Origin of the sequence: Gordonia humi, from assembly GCF_014197435.1 — a bacterium.
Lineage (GTDB): Bacteria > Actinomycetota > Actinomycetes > Mycobacteriales > Mycobacteriaceae > Gordonia > Gordonia humi.
On the sequence record NZ_JACIFP010000001.1, the window covers coordinates 3,547,931 to 3,569,406 of the forward strand.

21 protein-coding genes and 1 tRNA gene are annotated in these 21,476 nt (G+C 68.8%); 1 reads left to right on the top strand and 21 read right to left on the bottom strand.

Features of this window, described 5'->3' with window-relative positions; all coding sequences use genetic code 11:
- The first annotated feature begins 3 nt into the window (after positions 1–3).
- Positions 4–552: a peptide-methionine (S)-S-oxide reductase MsrA gene (gene msrA / locus BKA16_RS16320; protein WP_183371674.1), complete on the top strand. Its 549-nt coding sequence runs from the start codon at positions 4–6 to the stop codon at positions 550–552.
- A 10-nt stretch (positions 553–562) separates the two neighbouring features.
- Here msrA and BKA16_RS16325 read toward each other — a convergent pair whose 3' ends face one another.
- The 21 genes from BKA16_RS16325 to BKA16_RS16425 all read right to left on the bottom strand — a co-directional run bounded on the left by BKA16_RS16325 (position 563) and on the right by BKA16_RS16425 (position 21,476).
- The gene (locus BKA16_RS16325; RefSeq protein WP_221246883.1) at positions 563–1,618 is read right to left on the bottom strand and encodes an iron chelate uptake ABC transporter family permease subunit; all 1,056 of its coding nucleotides are present in this window, start codon (positions 1,616–1,618) and stop codon (positions 563–565) included.
- A 7-nt stretch (positions 1,619–1,625) separates the two neighbouring features.
- Complete coding sequence (locus BKA16_RS16330) at positions 1,626–2,780, bottom strand: FecCD family ABC transporter permease (protein ID WP_183371676.1); 1,155 nt, start codon at positions 2,778–2,780, stop codon at positions 1,626–1,628.
- 72 nt (positions 2,781–2,852) lie between these two features.
- Positions 2,853–3,704, bottom strand: a complete 852-nt coding sequence (locus BKA16_RS16335) for an ATP-binding cassette domain-containing protein (RefSeq protein ID WP_183371677.1) — start codon at positions 3,702–3,704, stop codon at positions 2,853–2,855.
- An 11-nt stretch (positions 3,705–3,715) separates the two neighbouring features.
- A complete protein-coding gene (locus BKA16_RS16340; protein ID WP_183371678.1) occupies positions 3,716–4,741 on the bottom strand; it encodes an ABC transporter substrate-binding protein in 1,026 nt (341 codons plus the stop codon).
- 80 nt (positions 4,742–4,821) lie between these two features.
- The gene (locus BKA16_RS16345) at positions 4,822–5,646 is read right to left on the bottom strand and encodes an MBL fold metallo-hydrolase (protein WP_183371679.1); all 825 of its coding nucleotides are present in this window, start codon (positions 5,644–5,646) and stop codon (positions 4,822–4,824) included.
- 226 nt (positions 5,647–5,872) lie between these two features.
- Positions 5,873–5,949 (bottom strand) — tRNA-Pro (locus BKA16_RS16350).
- Positions 5,950–6,032: 83 nt separating this feature from the next.
- Positions 6,033–7,439, bottom strand: a complete 1,407-nt coding sequence (gene der, locus BKA16_RS16355; protein WP_183373126.1) for a ribosome biogenesis GTPase Der — start codon at positions 7,437–7,439, stop codon at positions 6,033–6,035.
- A gap of 44 nt (positions 7,440–7,483) precedes the next feature.
- Positions 7,484–8,191: a (d)CMP kinase gene (cmk, locus tag BKA16_RS16360; protein ID WP_343067474.1), complete on the bottom strand. Its 708-nt coding sequence runs from the start codon at positions 8,189–8,191 to the stop codon at positions 7,484–7,486.
- The gene (locus BKA16_RS16365) at positions 8,188–9,195 is read right to left on the bottom strand and encodes a pseudouridine synthase (protein ID WP_183371680.1); all 1,008 of its coding nucleotides are present in this window, start codon (positions 9,193–9,195) and stop codon (positions 8,188–8,190) included. The genes cmk and BKA16_RS16365 overlap by 4 nt, the downstream gene beginning before the upstream one ends.
- A gap of 37 nt (positions 9,196–9,232) precedes the next feature.
- Positions 9,233–9,925 (bottom strand): SMC-Scp complex subunit ScpB, encoded by a 693-nt coding sequence (scpB, locus tag BKA16_RS16370; RefSeq protein ID WP_183371681.1) that lies wholly within the window; start codon positions 9,923–9,925, stop codon positions 9,233–9,235.
- Complete coding sequence (locus BKA16_RS16375; RefSeq protein ID WP_183371682.1) at positions 9,925–10,785, bottom strand: segregation and condensation protein A; 861 nt, start codon at positions 10,783–10,785, stop codon at positions 9,925–9,927. The genes scpB and BKA16_RS16375 overlap by 1 nt, the downstream gene beginning before the upstream one ends.
- Positions 10,782–11,681, bottom strand: coding sequence for an AAA family ATPase (locus BKA16_RS16380; RefSeq protein ID WP_183371683.1), 900 nt, complete (start codon positions 11,679–11,681; stop codon positions 10,782–10,784). Before BKA16_RS16380 ends, BKA16_RS16375 begins: the two co-directional genes overlap by 4 nt.
- Positions 11,682–12,025: 344 nt before the next feature.
- A complete protein-coding gene (xerD, locus tag BKA16_RS16385) occupies positions 12,026–12,952 on the bottom strand; it encodes a site-specific tyrosine recombinase XerD (protein ID WP_183371684.1) in 927 nt (308 codons plus the stop codon).
- The gene (locus tag BKA16_RS16390) at positions 12,949–13,581 is read right to left on the bottom strand and encodes an NUDIX domain-containing protein (RefSeq protein WP_183371685.1); all 633 of its coding nucleotides are present in this window, start codon (positions 13,579–13,581) and stop codon (positions 12,949–12,951) included. Before BKA16_RS16390 ends, xerD begins: the two co-directional genes overlap by 4 nt.
- On the bottom strand, positions 13,581–15,311 hold the full coding sequence (gene pyrG, locus BKA16_RS16395; protein WP_183371686.1) for a CTP synthase: 1,731 nt from the start codon (positions 15,309–15,311) through the stop codon (positions 13,581–13,583). The genes BKA16_RS16390 and pyrG overlap by 1 nt, the downstream gene beginning before the upstream one ends.
- Before the next feature lie 125 nt (positions 15,312–15,436).
- Positions 15,437–16,366 (bottom strand): copper transporter, encoded by a 930-nt coding sequence (locus BKA16_RS16400; RefSeq protein ID WP_183371687.1) that lies wholly within the window; start codon positions 16,364–16,366, stop codon positions 15,437–15,439.
- Entirely contained in the window at positions 16,363–17,547 is a 1,185-nt protein-coding gene (steA, locus tag BKA16_RS16405; RefSeq protein ID WP_246372389.1) for a putative cytokinetic ring protein SteA, read from the bottom strand. Before steA ends, BKA16_RS16400 begins: the two co-directional genes overlap by 4 nt.
- A 97-nt stretch (positions 17,548–17,644) precedes the next feature.
- Entirely contained in the window at positions 17,645–19,390 is a 1,746-nt protein-coding gene (gene recN / locus BKA16_RS16410; RefSeq protein WP_183371689.1) for a DNA repair protein RecN, read from the bottom strand.
- A 6-nt stretch (positions 19,391–19,396) separates the two neighbouring features.
- Positions 19,397–20,344, bottom strand: coding sequence for an NAD kinase (locus BKA16_RS16415; RefSeq protein ID WP_183371690.1), 948 nt, complete (start codon positions 20,342–20,344; stop codon positions 19,397–19,399).
- A gap of 19 nt (positions 20,345–20,363) precedes the next feature.
- The gene (locus BKA16_RS16420) at positions 20,364–21,215 is read right to left on the bottom strand and encodes a TlyA family RNA methyltransferase (protein WP_183371691.1); all 852 of its coding nucleotides are present in this window, start codon (positions 21,213–21,215) and stop codon (positions 20,364–20,366) included.
- 21 nt (positions 21,216–21,236) lie between these two features.
- A complete protein-coding gene (locus BKA16_RS16425) occupies positions 21,237–21,476 on the bottom strand; it encodes a hypothetical protein (protein WP_246371796.1) in 240 nt (79 codons plus the stop codon).

The following is a 21,476-nucleotide window of genomic DNA, read 5'->3' on the forward strand; positions in this document are numbered from 1 at the left end:
CCCATGGCCAGCGGCATCGACGACACCGGCGAGATCACCCGGGAGGCCGGCGCGGAGACGGCAGTCCTCGCGGGCGGCTGCTTCTGGGGCATGGAGGACCTGATCCGGCGTGAGCCCGGTGTCCTCGCCACACGTGTCGGCTACACCGGCGGCGACAACGACCACGCGACGTACCGGAACCACCCGGGGCACGCCGAGGCCGTCGAGATCGTCTTCGACCCGACCCAGACGACCTATCGCGACATCCTCGCGTTCTTCTTCCAGATCCACGATCCGACGACGATCGACCGACAGGGCAACGACACCGGCACCAGCTACCGGTCGGCGATCTTCCCGCTCACCTCCGAGCAGGAGACCGTCGCCCGCGACACCGTCGCCGACGTCGACGCCTCCGGTCTGTGGCCCGGGCATGCGGTCACCACGATCGAGGAGCCCGGCCCGTTCTGGGAGGCCGAGCCCGAGCATCAGGACTATCTGATCAACTACCCCGACGGCTACACCTGTCACTTCCCGCGACCTGACTGGGTGCTGCCGAAGCGAGCACAGGGCTGACGCCCCGACCTCATCGGCGGCCGGTCGCCGACAACAGCCACAGGAGATAGAGTCCGCCGACGGCTCCGGTCACGAGACCGACTGGAATCTGGAACGGACTGAGCACCCGTTGCGCCGCGAAGTCGGCGACTACGAGCAGCGTCGACCCCATCGCGATCGAGACGACGAGGGTGATACCGGCCGACCGAGCCAGACGTTTCGCCAGTTGCGGCGCCGCCAGGGCCAGGAACCCGATCGGTCCGGCGGCCGCGACCGAGACCGCGGCCAGCGCCACCCCCAGGAACAGGATTCGGGCGCGGACCCGACGCGCGTCGACGCCGAGGCCCGCGGCGGCGTCGTCGCCCATCTCGAGCGCCGCGAGCGGACGGGACACGGCGAGCGTGACGGGAATCAGCACTGCCACGGCGACCAGCAACGGTCCGGCCTGCGACCAAGAGATCGCGTTGAGACTGCCGAACTGCCACGCCCGCGCAGTCTCCGCGGCTTCGATGTCGGCGCGGGTGATCAGATAGTCGTTGATCGAGGCCAGCATCGCACCGACAGCGATACCGACGAGGATCAGTCGTTCGCCGCCCACTCCGCGGGCTGAAGAGAGCAGGTAGACGACGAGTGCGGTCGCCAGACCGCCGAGGATCGTCCCGGATGCGATCGCCGCCGACGAGGTGACTCCCGCGAGGAGGATCGCCGCGAGTCCACCCGATGCGGCGCCGGTGGTGAAGCCCACGATGTCGGGACTGCCCAGCGGGTTCCGCGACACGGTCTGAAACAGCGCGCCCGAGAGGCCCATCGCCCCGCCGATCGCCCACGCGGCCACGGTCCTCGGCAACCGTTGATCGACGACGATCAAGCGATCGGTGGAGTCGCCGCGGCCGAGGATCGCACGTCCGATGTCGCCGAGACCGACGTGGTAGACGCCGGTGGTCACGGCCAGCACCGAGACGGTCAGGCCGACGACGACGAGGGCGATCGTCGCGCCCACCGCGCGCCGCTGCATCCGGATCGTGCGTCCGCCCGGCAACGGGGCGATCCAGTGGACCGGCGCTCGCCGGGTTCTCGACGTCGTCACAGGCATCTCATGACCTCCCGGTTCGGGCACGGAGAATCAGGAGCAGCAGCACCGGCGCACCGATGAAGGCGGTGACGATACCGACCTCCAGTTCGGCGGGACGGACGACGAGTCGCCCGACGATGTCGCTCGCCAGCAGCAGGATCGGCCCGGCCACCAGCGACAGCGCCAGGTTCCTGCAGTGGTCGACGCCCGCGACCAGCCGGACCGCGTGCGGTACGACGAGGCCGACGAAAGCGATCGGCCCGGCCGCCGCGGTGGCGGCTCCGCACAGGATCACTACGACACCGAAGCCGAGCACACGCACTCGCGCCACCGTCAGCCCGAGGGCGGCGCCCATCTCGTCGCCGAGGGCCAATGCGTTGAAGTGGTTGCCCAGGACCAGCGCGACGCCCAGCCCGACGACGACGAACGGGGTCACCCACAGGGCCACTTCCATCGTCCTGTTCTCCAACGATCCGACGACCCAGAACCGATACGAGTCGAACGTCGACGAGTCGAACATCGTGATGATCCCGATGAACGAGCTCAGGCTCGTCGAGAGGGCGATGCCCGCCAGAACCAGCCGTGTGTGACTCGTCGGACCGGTCCGGCTGGTCCCGAGCACGAAGACGACCACGGCCGCCACCCCCGCGCCGACGAACGCGAACCACATGTACCCGGCCGGGGTCGCGACGCCGAGCGCCGCGATCGCCAGCACCACCGCGATGGACGCTCCCGAGTTGACTCCCAGGATTCCCGGCTCGGCCAGCGGGTTCCGGGTGATCGCCTGCATCACGACACCGGCGACGGCGAGCGCGGCGCCGCAGACCACGGCGAGCAGGGTCCTCGGCACACGCAGTTCCCAGACGATGATCGACTCGCGCGAATCGTCGTGGTCGGCGAGCGCGGTGAGGACGTCGCCGATCGGAATGCTCCGCGAACCGACCGCGCAGCTGAGAACGCAGAGCACCGCCAGGGCGACGAGTCCGAGAAGCCATGCCGTCAGGTATCGTCGCCCGCCCTGCGAAGCCGTCCCCGTCGATTCACGTACGTCCTCGTCTGGCCGCGGTGTGCCGCCCGGGAGCTCGCCCACACGCGAGTAGCGCACACCGCCGGCGGACGTCGCCGACGCGCCGACACGGTTCTGGTCCGCGGCAGGTCTCACAGCTGTCACTCCCATCGATCCGACCTGGGTCAGGGCGGTCCGCCAGAGCTCGTGGCCGACGCACCGTCGTCTGCTTCGTCGCGACGCCTATTTCGCGATGGCGGCAGCCGCGTCGTCCGCCGACTCCTGCCGGGGCGATCGGGGTCCCACGCGCGGCAGCATGAGCGGGGTCCCGGTCACCGGGTCGGCGGTGACCAGGGCGTCGACTCCGAACACCTCGCGGACGAGGTCTTCGGTCAGGACGTCGTGCGGCGCTCCCCTGCCCACGACGTGCCCGTCCTTCATCGCGATCAAGGTGTGCGCGTACCGGCACGCCTGGTTGAGGTCGTGCAGGACGGCGACGATCGTCTTGTCCTCCTCCTCGTTGAGCGCCCGGCACAGTTCGAGGACCTCCACCTGGTGCGCGATGTCCAGATAGGTGGTCGGTTCGTCGAGCAGCACGATCGACGTCTCCTGTGCCAGGGCCATCGCCAGCCACACTCGTTGTCGCTGTCCGCCGGAGAGCTCGTCGACGAACCTGTCGGCGAGATCGTCGACACCCGTGCGTCGCATCGCCGCATCGGTGACCTTCTGGTCGCGCGGCGACCATTGACGAAGAAGCCCCTGGTGCGGGAATCGCCCGCGGGCGACGAGATCGCGAACGGTGATGCCGTCCGGTGCGATCGACGACTGCGGCAGCAGCCCGATCTCTCGGGCCACGACTTTCGCGGGATGATCGGCGATGGCCTTGCCGTCGAGCAGGACTCGCCCTCGCACCGGTGGAAGCAGTCGTGTCAGCGCGCGCAGCAACGTCGACTTCCCGCATGCGTTCGGGCCGACGATGACGGTGAACGATCCGTCGTCGATCGACAGGTCGAGGCCGTCGGAGACGAGCCGTCCTCCGGAGTAGCCGATCGCGATGTCCTCGGCTACCAGTCGGGGGCCCGGTGCATTCGACACGACTGCTCCGATCAGCGGCCGAGCTTGGCGCGCAACTGGTCGAGGACGTCCCTGGCGGCGGTCGGACCGACGTTCAGATAGAAGACGTCGTCGTCGACCGCGACCGCGTGGTCGTCCGAGACCGCCTGCAGCGTCTTCCACAACGGTGCACCCGTCACGGCGGCGGTGTCGCCGCCCTGAACGCCGTAGAAGATCCAGTCGGCGTCGGCCTGGTCGAGCTGTTCGTTGCTGATGTCGTGCGAGGTCTCATCGGTGAACGACTGCGTCTGCGGCCGCGCCAACCCGGCGTCCTCGGCCACCGATCCGCTGAACGAGGCCACTCCGAACACGCGGAGTCGGTCGCCGTTCTTGCGCAGGAACGAGACCGTCGGCGAGCCGTCGACGGTCTTTCCGAAGTCAGCGGCGTCGCCCTGGTACTCGTCGAGCCATGTCTGGGCCTGATCACGCTTGCCGAGCGCGTCGGCCAGGAGCAGGAGGTCCTGCTTCCAGTACAGGCCGGTTCCCTGGGTGACGACGGTGGGCGCTATCGCGGCCAGGCTCGCGTACAGCTTGTCCGAGTCCTTGCCCGCCTTGTTCATGAGGATCAGGTCGGGCTTGAGGTTCGCGACGGCTTCGAGATTCGGCTCGAAGCGACTGCCGACGTCGGCGACTCCGCCGAGTTCGGCCTTGCGGTCGGGAAAGGCGTCGTACAGATACGCGGGAACGAGGTCGGCGCCGTCGCCGCTCGTGGATCCGACGGGGACGACGCCGAGTGTCAGCAGTGCGTCGGCCTGCCCGGTCGAGATCACGACCACGCGCTTCGGAGCAGCCGCCACGTCGGTCTCACCCTTGAAGTGCTTCACCGTCCGGGGAAACACACCGTCGGCCACTCCACTGCCCTTCCCTTCGGGCATGGTCCGCGGCGTCACGAACGAGGTCGGGCTCGACGACGAATCCGATTCACCGCCGTCGGCATCGGACGACGAGCACCCGGACAGCGCCACCGCGGAAGCGGTGACCAGCGCGGCTGCGCAGAGGCTGATTCGTTTCAGGAACATGAATCAGATATTAGGGTAGGCAAAGCATCACTTCATCGTCAGGGGTAGGTATGCCTTACCTCGTATCCTGCGCTGGACGGTCAGGTGAGGTGATCGAAGTCGCCGCGCGCCCAGGCGGAGTGCCGAGCGGCGGACGTACGCACGATCGACGAGGCGCTCTCGTCGATGAGGCCCCCGCGCAGACTGTAGAGGCGGTCGAAGGCGAACCGGGTTACGTGGGCCGCGATGCGTTCGGCGACGGCGCCGGACAGCGGCAGGTGGTTCGGGATGCTTCGCATGAAGCTCACGGACCTGCGGTCGGGATTGGCGTAGACGGTGTCGCCGGCCAACAGCACACCGCGTCCGTCGACACCGGCCGCCCAATGCGCGACGGCGCTTCCCGGGAAGTGTCCGCCCGGCTGGGTGAGGGTGATGCCGGGCAGGATCTCGACATCGTCCGACCACGGTCGGATGCAGCGGTCGGTACGCTCGACCCAACCGAGATCGGCTTCGGCGACGAGGACCGGAACGCCGCCGAACGCTCGGCTCCACTCGATCTGCACGCCAAACATGTGCGGATGGGAGGCGACGACGAACGCGACGCCGCCGAGGTCCGCGACGGCAGCGGTCGCCGCGTCGTCGATGTACCCGGGCGGGTCCCATAACAGGTTGCCCGCGCGGGTGCGCACGAGTTTGCTCCACTGACCGATGCCGACCGGAGGCCGGGTCCGGATGTGATACAGGTCGGGCTCCGCTTCGACGACGTCGATCGTCGTCCCGCCCTCCGCGAGGTCGGCGAGAGTGGTCCACCGCTGCCCGTCGGCGGGCACCCACTGCCGCTCGTCGTCGCAGATCGCGCAGACGTCCGGCCGCCGCGCGTGCTCCACCCCGCAGGTGGCGCAGATCCAGAATTCGTCGGCGTCCATGAGGGTCTCCTTCGCGTCGGATCGTCGCCTCCATCGTGCTCCATGCAGCGGCCGTCGATCCGGGCGCGGTGGATCGTCCGACGTGTGTGCTGTCGTACCGATGATCCCGCAGCGGGCGGCGTCGGGGAGGACGCGCTCGAAACCAGGGACAGCCCCGCCGTTTCCGGCGGGGCTGTCCCTGGTTGCCTATCTGATTCTCACGCTCCTGCTTCAAACAAGAGCACCATGGTCGGGCTAACAGGATTTGAACCTGCGACCCCCTCACCCCCAGTGAGGTGCGCTACCAAGCTGCGCCATAGCCCGTTCCGCCTCGTCGCCGAAGCGAGATTTACCTTATCCGACGAAGCGACTCAACGACGAATCGCCTGGTCAGGGCGGCAATATCTCTACTTCTTCTTTCTCAGCTCGCGTTTGTCGCGCACGCGGACGTTGACGCGGACCGGCGAGCCCTCGAAGCCGAAACTCTCCCGCAACTTGCGCTCGAGGAATCGGCGGTAGCCGGCTTCGAGAAAGCCGGTCGTGAAGAGAACGAACGTCGGCGGGCGCGTCGCGGCCTGCGTCGCGAACTTCACGCGCGGCTGACGGCCGCCGCGGACCGGCGGCGGCGTCGCTGCGATGATGTCCTTGAGCCACGAGTTGAGCTGACCGGTCGAGACGCGACGGTCCCACGACTCGAGGGCGCCCTCCATGGCGGGCACCAGCTTCTGCACGCTGCGACCGGTGGTCGCCGAGATGTTGACCCGTCGTGCCCACGGCACGCGTTCGAGTTCGCGGTCGATCTCCTTGTCGAGTCGTTCACGCCGGTCCTCGTCGACGAGGTCCCACTTGTTGAACACGACGACGAGCGCACGACCGGAGTCGACGATCATCGACAGCACGCGCAGGTCCTGTTCGGTGATCGGCTGACTCGCGTCGATCAGCAGCAGCGCGACCTCCGCGGACTCCAACGCGGCTCGTGTACGCAGCGACGCGTAGTACTCGTGGCCGGTGGCGCTGCGCACCTTGCGGCGCAGACCCGCGGTGTCGACGAAGTGCCACGACTTGCCACCGAGTTCGATCAGCTCGTCCACCGGGTCGACGGTGGTGCCCGCGACGTTGTCGACGACCGACCGCTCCTCACCGACCAGCTTGTTCAGCAGCGAGCTCTTGCCCACGTTCGGTTTGCCGACCAGCGCCACCCGTCGCGGACCTCCCGGAGCGAACCGCTCGCGCGGCTTCTCCGGCAGCGCTGCGACGATCAGGTCGAGCAGATCCGCGGTGCCGCGGCCGTGCGCGGCCGAGATCGTGTGCGGCTCGCCCAGTCCCAGGGACCACAGCACGGCGGCATCGGCCTCCGCGCGCTCGCTGTCGACTTTGTTGGCGGCCAGCAGGACCGGCACCGTGGAACGGCGCAGAATGCGGGAGACGGCCTCGTCGGCCGAGGTAGCACCGACGGTGGCGTCGACGACGACGACGATCACGTCGGCCGCCCGCATCGCCAACTCGGCCTGTACCGCGATCGATCGGCCCATCCCCTTGGCGTCGGGCTCCCAACCGCCGGTGTCGGTGACGGTGAACGGATGCCCGGTCCACTCGGCGCTGTAGGAGACGCGGTCGCGGGTCACGCCCGGAACGTCTTCGACGACGGCCTCGCGGCGGCCGAGGATGCGGTTCACGAGAGTCGACTTGCCGACGTTGGGCCGTCCGACCACCGCGACGACCGGCAGCGCCGGGGCGCCCTCGAGTTCCTCCTCGGCCAGGAACTCTCCGAGGTCGAAGTCGTCTTCGCTCGACCAGGTACCGTCGCCCGCCATCGAGTCGGCGTCACCGGACTGGTCGTCGATAGAGAATTCGTCAGTCACCGTTGTGCTCCGATCCGCGTCTCGACGAGCTCGGTGAGCGTGTCGAGGACGTCGTCTAATGTCATGTCGCTGGTGTCCACGTGCACCGCATCGTCCGCCGGACGCAGCGGCGACGCCTCCCGCGTGGAATCCAAGTGGTCGCGGCGATTGACGCTCTCGAGCACCTCGTCGAGGATGCTCTCGCGTCCGGCCGCCACGTTCTGCCGGTGGCGTCGCTCGGCGCGCGCCTCCGGTGTCGCCGTCAAATACACCTTGAGCGCGGCGGTCGGGAACACGACGGTGCCGATGTCTCGTCCCTCCACCACCAGCAGCGTTTGATCGGCATGGGTGCGCTGCAGGTCGACGAGTCGCTCGCGCACCCGCGCGTTCGCCGACACCGCCGAGACCGATCCGGTCACCTCGTCGGTGCGGATCGCCTCCGAGACGTCGTCCCCGTCGAGCAACACGACGAGTGCGCCGTCGTCGCCGACCAGCAGACGGATGTCGGTCCGGGCGACGATGTCGGCGACCTCGTCGGAGTCCGGCGCCGCACCGGCCCGCAGAACGGCGAGCGTCGCGGCCCGGTACATCGCGCCGGTGTCCAGATAGCGGGCTCCTACGCGGTCGGCGAGGAGTCGAGCCACGCTCGACTTGCCGGTTCCCGCGGGTCCGTCGATCGCGACGACCGGCGCGACCGTCACGGCGTCGGCCGCATCGATGCTCACAATCCCACCGCCTTGTACAGGGCCCCGATCTCCTTGCTGTCGAGGACGCGCAGGCTGCCCGGGCGCTGGGTGCCGAGGTGCACCGCGCCGATGTCGGTGCGGACGAGTCGGATCACCGGGTGGCCGACGGCCTCCATCATGCGGCGCACCACGTGCTTGCGGCCCTCGTGCAGCGTCAGTCGCACCAGAGATTCGCCCTGATACTTCTCCATCTGGGTGTACGAGTCGACGGAGACGGAGCCGTCGTCGAGCTCGACGCCGTCCTTCAACCGGTGTCCGAGACCGCGGCCGACCTCGCCGCGCACAGTCGCCAGGTAGGTCTTGGGGACCTCGAACGACGGATGCATCAGACGGTGGGCCAGCTCGCCGTCGTTGGTCAGCAGGATGAGTCCTTCGGTGTCGGCGTCGAGACGACCGACGTGGAACAGTCGCTGGCCGGACATGACCCGCTCGGAGACGATGTCACCGATGCACGGGCGGCCGAACTCGTCGCTCATCGTCGAGTGCCAGCCCTTGGGCTTGTTCAGCGCCAGGTACTGCTTGGTCTCGTCGACGACGACGCGTGCACCGTCGACCTTGATGATCGCGGTGTTCGGATCGATGCGCAGACCCTGTTCGACGACGATCTGACCGTCGACCTCGACCCGACCGGCGGCGATCAGTTCCTCGGCGCCGCGACGCGAGGCGACGCCCGCGGCGGCCAGGATCTTCTGCAGGCGCATCCCGTCGGCGACGTAGGTCGCGCCGTCGCCCTCGACGACGGGCACCTGATGCCGTGCCGGGCGAGAGTTGTTGAGGCGGGCCTGCCCCTTCGCGACGTCGGGACGCGCGCCCTTGCGGTGGACCTTGCGGGTGCCCTGTCCGCCCCGCGCGGCGCCGCCCTTACCGGTCGGTGCGCCGCCGGAACGCCCTGCGGCGCCCTTGCCCGCGGGCTTGCGGCCCTTGCCGTTTCGCCCTGATCTGTCGTCTCGTCCCGGTCTGCCGTCTCGGCTAGCGGATGCCATGTGAAATCCTTCGAGTGTGGTGTGCAGTTGTGCGCGGCTACTCCTCGTCAGCCTGCGCGAGTGCCTCCGCGGAGGCATCAGTAGTCGATTCTGCCGACTGAGCACCCAGTTTGGCGAATCGGGGATCGTCCAGGAGCTCATCGCCCAGGTCGTCGATCACATCGACGTCGGGGAGCAGCGGGGCGATGTCGGGCAGTTCCGACAGCGATGCGAGACCGAGCCGTTCCAGGAACAGCTCGCTCGTGGCGTAGAGAATGCCACCGGTCTGCGGATCATTGCCGACCTCGGTCAGCAGACCGCGGGCGACGAGGGTGCGAACCACGCCGTCGACGTTGACGCCGCGGATCGCGCTGACGCGGGCACGAGTCACCGGTTGCCGGTAGGCCACCACCGCGAGGGTCTCCAGCGCGGCGCGGGTCAGTTTGCTGCGAGTACCGTCCAAGAGGAGTCGTTCCACGTAGGGGGCGTATTCGGTGCGCGTGTAGAAGCGCCAGCCGTCGCCGGCGTACCGCAGATCGATGCCGCTGCGCGCCGCTGTCAGATCCGCGCTCAACGCGCGGATCATCGCGTCGACGCGTTCGGGCTCGTCGTCGACCGCGACGGCCAACTCGTCGACGGTGACCGGCGTGTCGACGACGAGCAGCACCGCTTCCAGAGCCGCGCGCAGGGTGGCGTCGTCGAGGATCTCCGGGTCGTCGTCGAGGTCGGCGAACATCGGCTCGTCGGTCATCATCCGTAGTCCTCCGTCGTGTCGATGTCGATGTCGTCGCGGTCACGATCGCCGGTCCACCCGACTTTCAACTCACCCAGTGCCTCGGGCTGGTCGAAGACGACGGCGCGTTCGCGGTAGAGCTCCAGGAGTCCGAGGAAGCGGGCCACCACTTCGAGCCCGCTGGCGCATTCGGCGACGAGTTCGCCGAAGGTCAGCATCTCCCCCTTCGCGGCCAGGAGGAGTTCGGTGAGACGGCGCGCCTGTTCGGGCACGGACACCGGCGACCCGTGGAGATGGTCGAGGCCGACGGTGGGCACCGGCTTCGGCGCGATCGCCGTCGCCGCTATCTCGGCGAACTGTGCGGCGTCGACTCCGAGCTGCACCTCGGGCAGCAGATCCACGTACCGACTCTCCAGGGACACCGCTCGCGGATAGCGTTGCAGCGCTGCTGCTTCGAGTTCGGCGAACAGGACGGCCACCTGTTTGTACGCCCGATACTGCAACAGGCGCGCGAACAGGAGGTCGCGGGCTTCGAGGAGTGCGAGGTCGTCGGGGTCGTCCACCTCGCCGGAGGGCACCAGTCGCGCCGCCTTCAAGTCGAGCAGAGTCGCGGCGATCACCAGGAACTCGGTGGTCTGTTCGAGGTCGGCTTCGGCGCCGAGATTCTTGGTGTAGGCGATGAAGTCGTCGGTCACCACGTGCAGCGCCACTTCGGTGACGTCCATCCGCCGCTGACTGATCAGGTTCAACAGAAGATCGAACGGTCCGGTGAAGTTGGCCAGCCGGACCTGGAATCTGCCGTCGGCAGGCTCGGTGACGGCGTCGTCGGCGGGCTCTGTCCCAGCCGGGGCGTCCGAGTCTGCCGTCGGAGTGCTCATTCGCGGGGTTCGTTGTGCGCGATGACCTCTCGCGCCAGATTCCGGTAGGCCGCGGCACCGGACGACTTCGGGGCCCAGGAGGTGATCGGCTCCCCCGCCACCGAGGTCTCCGGGAACCGGACCGTTCGGTTGATGACGGTGTCGAACACGGCGTCGCCGAACACCTCGACGACGCGCGCCATGACGTCGCGCGAGTGCAGGGTGCGCTGGTCGTACATGGTCACCAGGATGCCGCCGAGTTCGAGTCTCGGGTTGAGCCGGTCGTGCACCTTGTCGATGGTGTCGGTGAGCAGTGCGAGTCCGCGGAGGCTGAAGTATTCGCACTCCATCGGGATCAGCACGTTGTCGGCGCAGGCGAGCGCGTTGACGGTGAGCAGGCCGAGCGAGGGCTGGCAGTCGATGAGGATGTAGTCGTAGCGGTCGGCGACCGGATGGAGTGCGCGCGCCAGCGCCTGCTCGCGGCCGACCTCGCTGACCAACTGGATCTCGGCGGCCGACAGGTCGATGTTCGACGGCAGGATGTCCAGACCGTCGACCCGGGTGCGCATCAGGACGTCGTCGGTTGACGCGTACGGGGCGACGAGGAGATTGTGGACGGTCAGTTCCAGTTCGTGGTGCGGAACGCCCAGCCCCGCCGACAGCGCGCCCTGCGGATCCAGGTCGACGAGCAGGACGCGTCGCCCCTGTTCGGCCAGCGCCGCACCGAGGTTGATGGTCGACGTCGTCTTGCCGACGCCGCCCTTCTGATTGCACATCGCGATGACGACGGCGGGCCCGTGCTTCTCGCGCGGCAACGGATCGGGGACGTCACGATAAGGGCGACCGGTGGGTCCGAGTTTGTCTGCGGGCACATCGAGCTGGCCCTGCTTCCCCTTGGCACCGGCTTTGTGCTCCACCTTCTCCGATGCTCCTTCCAGCGCGCAGACCTCGGGCCCGCGCGGTCGCCCGCCACTGTCTCGATCGATCCTAATGTGTTGTCTTCACACGACTTCGGAGGCAGTCGGCGTGCCGCTGCATCGGGACCATCGGCCCGTCGAAGCACGGTCTTTCCGCTGGTCCGACGATGCGTCGCCGCAGTTCGAGGGGCGGGTTCGGCCGACCGGGCGGGCCCGAGACCCTCGATGGTCGGTCGAGACTCACACGTCGGCCGGGCCGCTGCGGCCGGTCGATCTCGCCTCCCGCTCTCAGCCGTCGAGGTGATTCGCTCTCCTGCTCGACCGGCGGTGCGCCGCGCCTGTCCCTATCGTGCCCGCGGGTGCGCGGTCGCGTACACCTCGCGCATGGTGTTGACGGTGACCATGGTGTACACCTGCGTGGTCGTCACCGACGAATGGCCGAGCAGTTCCTGCACCACGCGGACATCGGCGCCGCCGTCGAGCAGATGGGTGGCGAAGCTGTGCCGCAGGGTGTGCGGCGAGACGTCCTTGGTGACGCCCGCACGCTCGGCGGCGTCGACCAGGACCTGCCAGGCGCTCTGTCGCGAGAGACGCCCGCCGCGGATGTTGAGGAACAGCGCGGGCGTCCCCTTCTTGACCAGTGCGGGCCGGCCCCGCACCAGGTACGCGTCGAGCGCCGCCAGCGCCGGTCGGCCGACGGGGACGATCCGCTCTTTGCCGCCCTTGCCGCGCAGAACCACGGCGCGGTGCTCGACGTCGATGTCGTCGACGTCGAGCCCGACCACCTCGGAGATGCGGGCACCGCACGAGTACAGCAGTTCCAAGAGCGCCCGATCACGCAGGGCTCGTGGACCCTCGGACTGTCCGGCGGCGTCGAGGATCTTCAGGACGTCGTCCACCGGCAACGACTTCGGGAGCCGCTGCGCTGGTCGAGGCGGACGCACCGCGTGCGCGACGTCGTCGGCCACCACACCCTCGGCCGCGGCGAACTTGTGGAATCCGCGCACCGCGATCAGGGTTCGGGCGACGGAGCTGTCCGCGAGCGCCGGCACCTCGTTGTCCGGATCGCCGCGACGCAGCGCGACGAGGAACTCGCGGACCGTCCCCTCGGTGACCTCGTCGAGAGCGACGACACCGAGTCGGGACAGGAACTCCTGGTACCGACGCAGATCGCGACCGTAGGAGGCGACGGTGTTCGCCGCCGAGCCGCGCTCGACGGTCAGGTGGTCCAGGTAGGCGCCGATGAGTCGATCGACGTCGGCGCGGTTCACGAGCCTTTGCGCGCGACGAGGTCCGTCGGCTGATCCGGCCAGTCCGCGTCCACCGTCCGCAATCGCGCGCCCGTGGCGTCGGCGGCCGCCAGTGCGAGCACACCCGCCGCGGCGGTCGCGTTCACGATCTCACCGCCCAATGCCAGCGCGACGGCGTCGGCCAGGGACACCCATTCGACCACGAGGTCGGCCTCTTCGTGCTCGCGTTCGGCGGCGGGCAGCGCACTCAGACCCTCCGCGAGGTACACGCGCAGCGCCTCGTCGGTGAAGCCCGGCGACACCGCGAGGTCGACCAGGACCGACCAGCGCTGGGCTGCGAGATCGACCTCCTCGGCGAGTTCTCGTCGCGCGGCGTCGAGTGGACGCTCGTCCGGTCCACCGTCCAGAAGTCCCGCGGGCAGTTCCAGCAGCCGCCTGCCGAGAGGATGCCGGTACTGGCGGATCATCGCGATCCGGCCCCGGTCGTCGCGCGCGACGACGGCCACGGCGCCGTGGTGCTCGACCACTTCCCGTCGCGCCGTGCGCCCACCCGGCATCCGCACCTCGTCGAGGCGCAGGGCCAGGATCGCACCGGAGTAGACCGTCTCGGAGGAGACGACGTCGAACTCGTGCGATCCCGGCTCGGTCATCACTCGCCGCTCTCCTGATCGGCCTCGGCGTCGCCCGCGTCGTAGCCCTCGAGCTCCACCGGCAGACGCGTCGCCCGCTTGTACTTGAGGGCAGCGTCGATGAACGACTTGAACAGCGGGTGGGGACGCGTCGGACGGCTCTTGAGCTCCGGGTGCGCCTGCGTGGCGACCAGGAACGGGTGCATGTCCTTCGGGTACTCGACGAACTCGACGAGGCGTCCGTCCGGCGAGGTGCCGGAGAACACCAGACCGGATTTCGCGATGGTCTCGCGGTAGGCGTTGTTGACCTCGAAGCGGTGCCGGTGACGCTCGCTGACGTCGGTGGCGCCGTACGCCTTGGCCACCTGCGAACCGGCGGTCAGGGTCGCCGGGTAGGCGCCGAGACGCATGGTGCCGCCCAGATCGGCGTCACCCGCGACGGCGGCCTCCTGGTCGGCCATCGTCGCGATGACCGGCGACGGCGTCTCGGGATCGAACTCGGTCGAACTCGCGTCCGCCAGACCGGCGGAACGGGCCGCTTCGATGACGACGCACTGCAGACCGAGGCACAGACCGAGCAGCGGGATGCCGTTCTCACGGGCGTACGTGATGGCCCCGAGCTTGCCCTCGATACCGCGGATGCCGAAGCCGCCGGGCACGAGGACGGCGTCGACGTCACGCAGTGCGGCCGCGGCGCCGTCGGGCGTCTCACAGTCGTCCGACGGCACCCATTTGATCTCGGTGCGCGCGTGGTGCGCGAACCCACCGGCGCGGATGGCCTCGGTCACCGACAGGTAGGCGTCGGGCAGGTCGATGTACTTTCCGACGAGGGCCACGTTGACCGTCTCGCGGGGCGAGTGGACGCGTTCGAGCAGATCGCCCCACACGGTCCAGTCGACGTCGCGGAACGGCAGGCCCAGCTGGCGGACCACGTAGGCGTCGAGCTGCTCGGCATGCAGCACCTTGGGGATGTCGTAGATCGACGGCGCGTCCGGCGTCGAGATGCAGCCGTCGATGTCGACGTCGCACATCAGCGCGATCTTCTTCTTGAGGCCGTCCGGAACGGGCCGGTCGCAGCGCAGGATCAGCGCGTCCGGCTGGATGCCGATGCTGCGCAGCGCGGCCACCGAGTGCTGCGTCGGCTTGGTCTTGAGTTCGCCCGACGGAGCGAGGTACGGAACCAGCGACACGTGGAGGAAGAACACGTTGTCGCGGCCGAGGTCGTGGCGGATCTGACGGGCGGCCTCGATGAACGGCTGCGACTCGATGTCGCCGACGGTGCCGCCGATCTCGGTGATGACCACGTCGGGGACCTCGCCGCTCGCGTCGGCGTCGTGCATCGCCATCATCCGCGACTTGAGTTCGTCGGTGATGTGCGGGATCACCTGAACGGTGTCCCCGAGGTATTCGCCGCGTCGTTCCTTGGCGATGACCGTCGAGTACACCTGACCGGTGGTGACGTTGGCCGACCCCGACAGGTTCCGGTCGAGGAAACGCTCGTAGTGGCCGATGTCCAGATCGGTCTCGGCGCCGTCTTCGGTGACGAAGACCTCGCCGTGCTGGAAGGGATTCATCGTGCCCGGGTCGACGTTCAGGTACGGGTCGACCTTCTGCATCGTGACGCGTATGCCGCGCGAGGTGAGCAGCTGGCCCAGGCTCGACGCCGTGAGCCCCTTGCCCAGCGACGACGCGACTCCGCCGGTGACGAAGATGTGTTTGGGGGCGGTGCGCTCGAAACGCAGTGATCGCAAAGAATTCTCCCGTCGGGGTGTATCAGGATTGCCGATTACCTGATGACCTACGGGACTTCAGCCTAACAGCATCTCCGGCGAAATCCCGCCGACCCGCGTACGCGCGGCGGCGAGGATGACGGTCGTCACTTCGCGGGTTCGGCGCCCACCGTGATGGCCGTCGCACCCGGCCCGGTGCCGTAGGCGCCCGACCTGCCCTGCAGTTCCTCGTTCAACGCCATGACCGTGGTGAGTCGACCGATCTCCTGATTGACGTCGTCGACCGTCGTCACCGCGTTGCCCAGCGACGGGTCGGAGCGGATCACGCCGATCGGCGATCCGCCGTCGGCCGAACCGGTGCGTCCGACGAGGGCGCCGCCCTGCGCACGCATCGCCATGGTCGCAGCCAGCCGCGCGACCATCTGCCCCTGTGCGCCGGAGTCCTTGCCCATCTCGCCTCCGGTCACCACGAGGACGAGGTCGGCCGGTTTGATCGTGCCCTCCGCGTAGTCGATGAACTGTCCCTCGCGCAGTGCCGCCAGCGCGGTGTCGCGATCGTTCGCCGACGCAGGCTTGGCGCCGGACCGATGCAGCAGCGTGACCCCGAGGAGGTCGCCCAGTCGCGAACCGGAGTCGGTGTACTCCACGCGGAGTTGCGCGCCCGACGGAATCGACTGGTCGACGACGGTGCTGAGTTTGGACGCGTTCTCGTCGCGGATCAGTCCGGTGGTCAAGGCGATCTGTCCGGCGAAGGTCCCCTCGGCGTCGTTGATCAACGTCTTGAGCGCTTCGACGTCGCCGTCGGCCGCGTCCGGTGAGGTCACGACGAGCACCGACTGGTCTTTGAGCAGGTCGCCGGTGATCCGACCGGCGATAGCCGAGGTGAAGGCGTCGTTGGAGTCGACTTGTTTGGCGAGGTCGTCGCGTTCGTCTTGGAGATTGCCGATCTTGTCGCGATCGGTCCCGGTCAACGCGTTGACGCGGTCACCGATGAAGCCGGATCCGAGGAACAGCCCCAACGCGAGCGCGAGGAAGACCGCGATCAACGAGACCGCGTGTTGGCGCATGCTGATCATTCGCGGTTCCACACTCCGCTGATCCAGTCGACCAGCGCGTTCCACTGGTCGGAGATCCATCCGGTCACATCGCTGCCGCCCTGAGTGATGACGATCGCCGCGATGATCGCGACGAGCGCTGCCAGGATCAGCATGGCGATCGCGGCGCCGCTGACCCGGCTGCGGTACAGCGTCGAGACGGCCTTCGCGTCGACGAGCTTCGGACCCACCTTGAGTCGGGTGAGGAACGTCGACGGGATCTCCTCGCGCAGTTCGCGGTCGAAGAAGTCGTTGAGGGTGCCGCCGAGGCCCGCGGTGACGATGAGGTCGGCGCCGTGGAAGTCGGTCAGCAGCAACGCGAGGTCGGCGGCCGACCCGGCGGCGGGGAACGTCGTCGCGCCGACACCCAGATCCTGGATACGTTCCAGGCCCGGCGCATGACCGTCGGGGTCGGCGGGCAGCACGAGCTCCGCGCCCGATTTGAGCGTCTCGGTCTCCAGGTCGTCGGGGTCGGCGACGATCAACGCGGGCTTGTAACCGGCCTCCATGAGGGTGTCCGCGCCCACGCCGACACCGACCATGATCGGCTGATACTCCTTGATGAACGGCTTGAGCGCCTTCAGGTCGGCGCCGCGGCCGCTTCCCTCGGCGACGACGACCACGTGGCGGCCTTCGAATTTGACGCGCACGTCGGGGATGCCGACGCCGTCGATCAGCAATGGCGATTCACTCCGAATGAACTCGATGGTGTTGCCGGAGAACGCCTCGAGGTGGTCGACGATTCCGTTCTTGGCATCGAGCATGCGGCTGGCGACGATCCGCTCGTCCAGCTCCTCCCCGCGGGCCACGACCCGATCGCCGACGTAGAGGCGCTGATCGTGCAGACGGACCTTCTGCCCGTCCTTGATCCGCGAGAAGATCTCCGGCCCGACGGCGTCGAGGATCGGCACACCGGATGCGGCGAGGACCTCCGGTCCGAGGTTCGGGTACCGGCCGGTGATCGAGCGCGAGACGTTCACCACCGCGCCCACCTGGGCGTCGACGAGGATGTCGGCGGTCACTCGATCGAGGTCCACCTCGTCGAGTACGACGATCTCCCCCTCGCCGACGCGTTCGAGGAGTCGTTTCGAGTTCTTGTCGATCCGCGCGACGCCGATCAGGCCGGGCAGCTCTTCGGTGGTGCGTGACAGCAAAGCGGGCATCCTCATGACAGCCATGGTGGGCCCCCCGCCCATGAATGCCACGGAGGCGCGCCGTAACATTGGCAACTTTTGTCACACAGACATCATCAGTCGCGCCCTAGTCCGCCGCTCGGGCCGCCTCCGCGGTCTCGAGCAGTTCCTCGGCGTGTGCGCGGCCGGTCTCGGAGTCGCCGAGACCCGCGAGCATGCGGGCCAGCTCGGCGACCCGTTCGTCGCGAGTCAACGTGGTCAGCGTGGACCGCTGTCTGCCCGCGGAGCCGCCTCCGTGCTTGCCGATCACCAGATGGTTGTCGGCGAACGCGGCGACCTGCGGAAGGTGCGTCACGACGATCACCTGATGGCGACGGGCCAGTCTCGCCAGTCGAGCACCGATCTGTACCGCCGCGGCGCCGCCGACACCCGCATCGACCTCGTCGAACACCATCACCGATCCCGAGTCCGGTTCGGCGAGCACCACTTCGAGCGCCAGCATGACCCGCGAGAGTTCGCCGCCGGACGCCGAGCGGGCGATCGGCAGCGGGTCGGCGCCCTTGTGCGAGACGAGGCCGAACTCGACCTGGTCGACGCCGTGTCCACCCGCTGTGGTGGCGGTGCCGTCCACGTCCACCGCCAGACGCGGGTCGTCGGCGGGTTTGAGTCCGACGGTCACGGCGAGGGCGCTTCCGCCCATCGCGAGTCCGGCGAGTTCGGCCGAGACCCTGGTGCCGAGCGACTTCGCCGCCTTCGCGCGTTGGCGGTGCAGGGTGGCCGCCAGGGCGGCGACCTCGTCGCGGACGTCGGCGGCTTCGGATTCGAGTTCGTCGATCCTCGCCTGCGGATCGGAGATCTCGGTCAGACGCTGCTGAGCCTCCTCGCGCCAGGCGAGCACACCGTCGACGTCGGCGGCGTATTTGCGGGTGAGCGACTTCAGCTCGGCCTGCCGAGTCAGGAGGCTGTCGAGGTCGGCGGCGTCGTCGGGCAGACCGCTGAGGAAACCGGTCAACTCGTCTCCGATGTCGCCGACGACGACGAGCGCCTCCTGGACACGAGGCCCGAGGTCGCGCAGGGCCGCATCGGCCGCGGATTCGAGGAGCGACCGTACGGTGCCGAGGGCGTCGAGCACCGACGATCCCTCCGCCCCCGCGACGATGCCGTGTGCCGACGCGGCGGCCGACCTGATGTCCTCCAGGTCGGTGAGTCGGCGGACCACGTCGATGATGTCGGCGTCCTCGCCCGGCATCGGCTTGACCGCGTCGATCTCCTCGAGCCCGAACTGGAGGCGATCGGCCTCCTGCGCGAGAGCACGCGAGTCGGCGCGCAACCGATCCAGATCGTCGAGGATGTCGGTCCACCGTTTGCGGGCCCGCTGGTACTTGGCGAGTGTCTTGGCGGTCGGGGCGCCGGCGAAGCGGTCGAGGGCGGCGCGCTGTTGATCACCGCGGAGGAGTCGGAGCTGATCGTTCTGGCCGTGGATGGCCAGCAGTTCCCCGGTCAGCGCACCCAGTGTGCCGACGGGGACGCTGCGTCCGCCGAGATGCGCGCGGGAGCGGCCGTCGGCGTTCACGGTGCGGACGGCGATCACGGTGTCATCGTCGTCGACGTCGGCACCGGTCTCGTCGAGGACTTCGCCGATCGTTCCGCCGCGGTCGGCGGGAAGCCGGAATCGACCTTCGACGACGGCTTTGGCGTCACCGCTGCGCACGCGGCCCGCGTCGGCGCGACCGCCCGACAGCAGCCGCAGACTGGTGACGATCATGGTCTTTCCCGCACCGGTCTCACCGGTGAGCGCGGTGAAGCCGGGATGGAATTCGGCGGAGGCCGCCTCCAGCACTCCCAGACTCGTGATCGACAGTTCTTCGAGCACAGGCGGTCAGCTCCTCCCCCGCCACCCCGTCACGGGCAGCGAGAACTTGGTCACCAGACGGTCGGCGAACGGTTCCGAGTCGATCCGGACCCAGCGCAGGGATCGCGGCGCCCGCGCGACCTCGATGCGGGAACCCGCGGGGACGTCGAGCATCCGACGCCCGTCGCTGACGGCCACCCCGTCGCGGCCGTCACGGTGGATCTCCACGGCGACGGTGGAGCGGGGGCTCGTCACCATCGGGCGGGCGAAGAGCGCGTGCGCGTTGCTGGGGACGACGAGGATCGCCTCGAGGTCGGGCCACATCACGGGTCCTCCCGCGGAGAACGCGTACGCCGTGGATCCGGTCGGCGTCGCGACCATGAGCCCGTCCGCGCCGAAGGCGGCCACCGGACGGCCGTCGACCTCGGTGACGAGCTCGAGGACGCCGTTGTGCGACCGGTTCTGGATCACGACTTCGTTGAGTGCCCACGTGCGGGCGCGCGGCCGGTCCGATCCGGGATCGATCACGGACACGTCGAGCACCATCCGGTCCTCGACGCGGTAGCGCCCGGAGATCAACATGTCGAGCACTTCGTCGACGCGATGCGATTCGGCCTCCGCGAGGAAGCCGATGTGTCCGAGGTTGATGCCCATCAGCGGAACGGACGCGGGGTAGGCGAGTTCGGCCGCACGCAGGAATGTTCCGTCGCCGCCGAGCACGATCACCAGTTCGCAGCCCTTCGCCGACGCCGACCCGGCCGAGGTGACCTCGACGTCCGCGCCGGTGGCCCGCAGCATGTCCGGGTCGACCGGGTGGGTCGTCTCGGTGATCGGTTCGGCCGCCAGTCGGGTGTCGTGGTCGACGATCCGCAGGCCGACGCCCGCGTCGGCGCATCGCTGCGCGATCGTCCGCAGGGTGCCCGTCACCGACTCGCGGCCGGTGTGTGCGACCACCAGGAAGGTGCGCTCTGTCATGGAGTCTCCCCTCCTCGTATCACGCGGGACCGTCGGCGACGGCCTTGTCGATCATCGCGCGGACGTCGTCGTCGACCGGCGACTGCTCCACGGTATCGGCAACAGCGCCGTCCGGCTGACTGTGGGTCTTGCGGAGCCAGAGGAAGTACTCGACGTTCCCGGACGGTCCGGGCAGCGGACTCGCGACGACGCCGCGGGTCTGGAGGCCGAGTGCGGTGGCCGCGGTGGACACGTGGGCCACCGCTTCGGCTCGTAGTGCCGGGTCGCGTACCACGCCGCCGGTTCCGACGCGGTCTTTGCCCACCTCGAACTGCGGCTTGACCATGGGCAGCGCGTCTCCGCCGATGCGCAGGCAGGATGCGAGAGCGGGGAGCACGAGTCGCAACGAGATGAACGACAGGTCGCCGACGATCAGGTCGACGTCACCGCCGATCGACTCGGGAGTGATGTGTCGGACGTTGGTCCGGTCGTGCACGTGCACGCGGTCGTCGGTCTGCAGTCGCCAGACGAGTTGGCCGTAGCCGACGTCGACGGCCTCGACCTCGCGGGCGCCGCGCCGCAGCAGGACGTCGGTGAAGCCGCCCGTCGATGCGCCGGCGTCGAGACAGCGACGACCGTCGACGGAGACTCCGAGTGGCTCGAACGCGTCGAGAGCACCGATCAGCTTGTGTGCGCCGCGAGAGGCCCAGTCGTCGGTGTCGGGTTCGGTCACCAGCACCGGGGTGTCCTTCGCGACGTTGGTGGCGGCCTTCGATGCGACGGTTCCGTTGACTTTCACCTTGCCCGCGTCGATCAGCTCGCGCGCCTGTTCCCGCGACCGTGCGAGGCCTCGGCGGACGAGTTCGGCGTCCAGTCGGGCGCGGGTCGCCATCAGTGCTCGCCCGTACTGTGCTCAGCCACGTCCGACGTCCTCCAGCGCATCGGCGAGGGCATCGTGCGCCCGCGTCAGCAGTTCCGCCTGACGGGAGGTGGCGCCCAGATCGAACTCGTCGCCGACGGCGTCTCGGATCTGCGACACCTCGTCGAGGATCTCGCGAACCGTCTCGGTCACCGGATGGTCGTCCGGGTCGCCGGGGTCGGCGTTTCGGCGGGCCGCCTGCGCGGCCAATGCGGCTGGATTCGGTGCATTCAT

Bases quoted from the DNA above. Each gene is read 5' to 3' on its own strand.
- msrA (WP_183371674.1), top strand. From the start codon at position 4: ATGGCCAGCGGCATCGACGACACCGGCGAGATCACCCGGGAGGCCGGC.
- BKA16_RS16330 (WP_183371676.1), bottom strand. From the start codon at position 2,780: ATGGGAGTGACAGCTGTGAGACCTGCCGCGGACCAGAACCGTGTCGGC.
- BKA16_RS16340 (WP_183371678.1), bottom strand. From the start codon at position 4,741: ATGTTCCTGAAACGAATCAGCCTCTGCGCAGCCGCGCTGGTCACCGCT.
- BKA16_RS16345 (WP_183371679.1), bottom strand. From the start codon at position 5,646: ATGGACGCCGACGAATTCTGGATCTGCGCCACCTGCGGGGTGGAGCAC.
- der (WP_183373126.1), bottom strand. From the start codon at position 7,439: ATGGCGGGCGACGGTACCTGGTCGAGCGAAGACGACTTCGACCTCGGA.
- BKA16_RS16365 (WP_183371680.1), bottom strand. From the start codon at position 9,195: ATGGCATCCGCTAGCCGAGACGGCAGACCGGGACGAGACGACAGATCA.
- scpB (WP_183371681.1), bottom strand. From the start codon at position 9,925: ATGACCGACGAGCCGATGTTCGCCGACCTCGACGACGACCCGGAGATC.
- BKA16_RS16375 (WP_183371682.1), bottom strand. From the start codon at position 10,785: ATGAGCACTCCGACGGCAGACTCGGACGCCCCGGCTGGGACAGAGCCC.
- BKA16_RS16390 (WP_183371685.1), bottom strand. From the start codon at position 13,581: ATGACCGAGCCGGGATCGCACGAGTTCGACGTCGTCTCCTCCGAGACG.
- BKA16_RS16400 (WP_183371687.1), bottom strand. From the start codon at position 16,366: ATGATCAGCATGCGCCAACACGCGGTCTCGTTGATCGCGGTCTTCCTC.
- steA (WP_246372389.1), bottom strand. From the start codon at position 17,547: ATGCCCGCTTTGCTGTCACGCACCACCGAAGAGCTGCCCGGCCTGATC.
- BKA16_RS16415 (WP_183371690.1), bottom strand. From the start codon at position 20,344: ATGACAGAGCGCACCTTCCTGGTGGTCGCACACACCGGCCGCGAGTCG.
- BKA16_RS16420 (WP_183371691.1), bottom strand. From the start codon at position 21,215: ATGGCGACCCGCGCCCGACTGGACGCCGAACTCGTCCGCCGAGGCCTC.
- BKA16_RS16425 (WP_246371796.1), bottom strand. From the start codon at position 21,476: ATGAATGCACCGAATCCAGCCGCATTGGCCGCGCAGGCGGCCCGCCGA.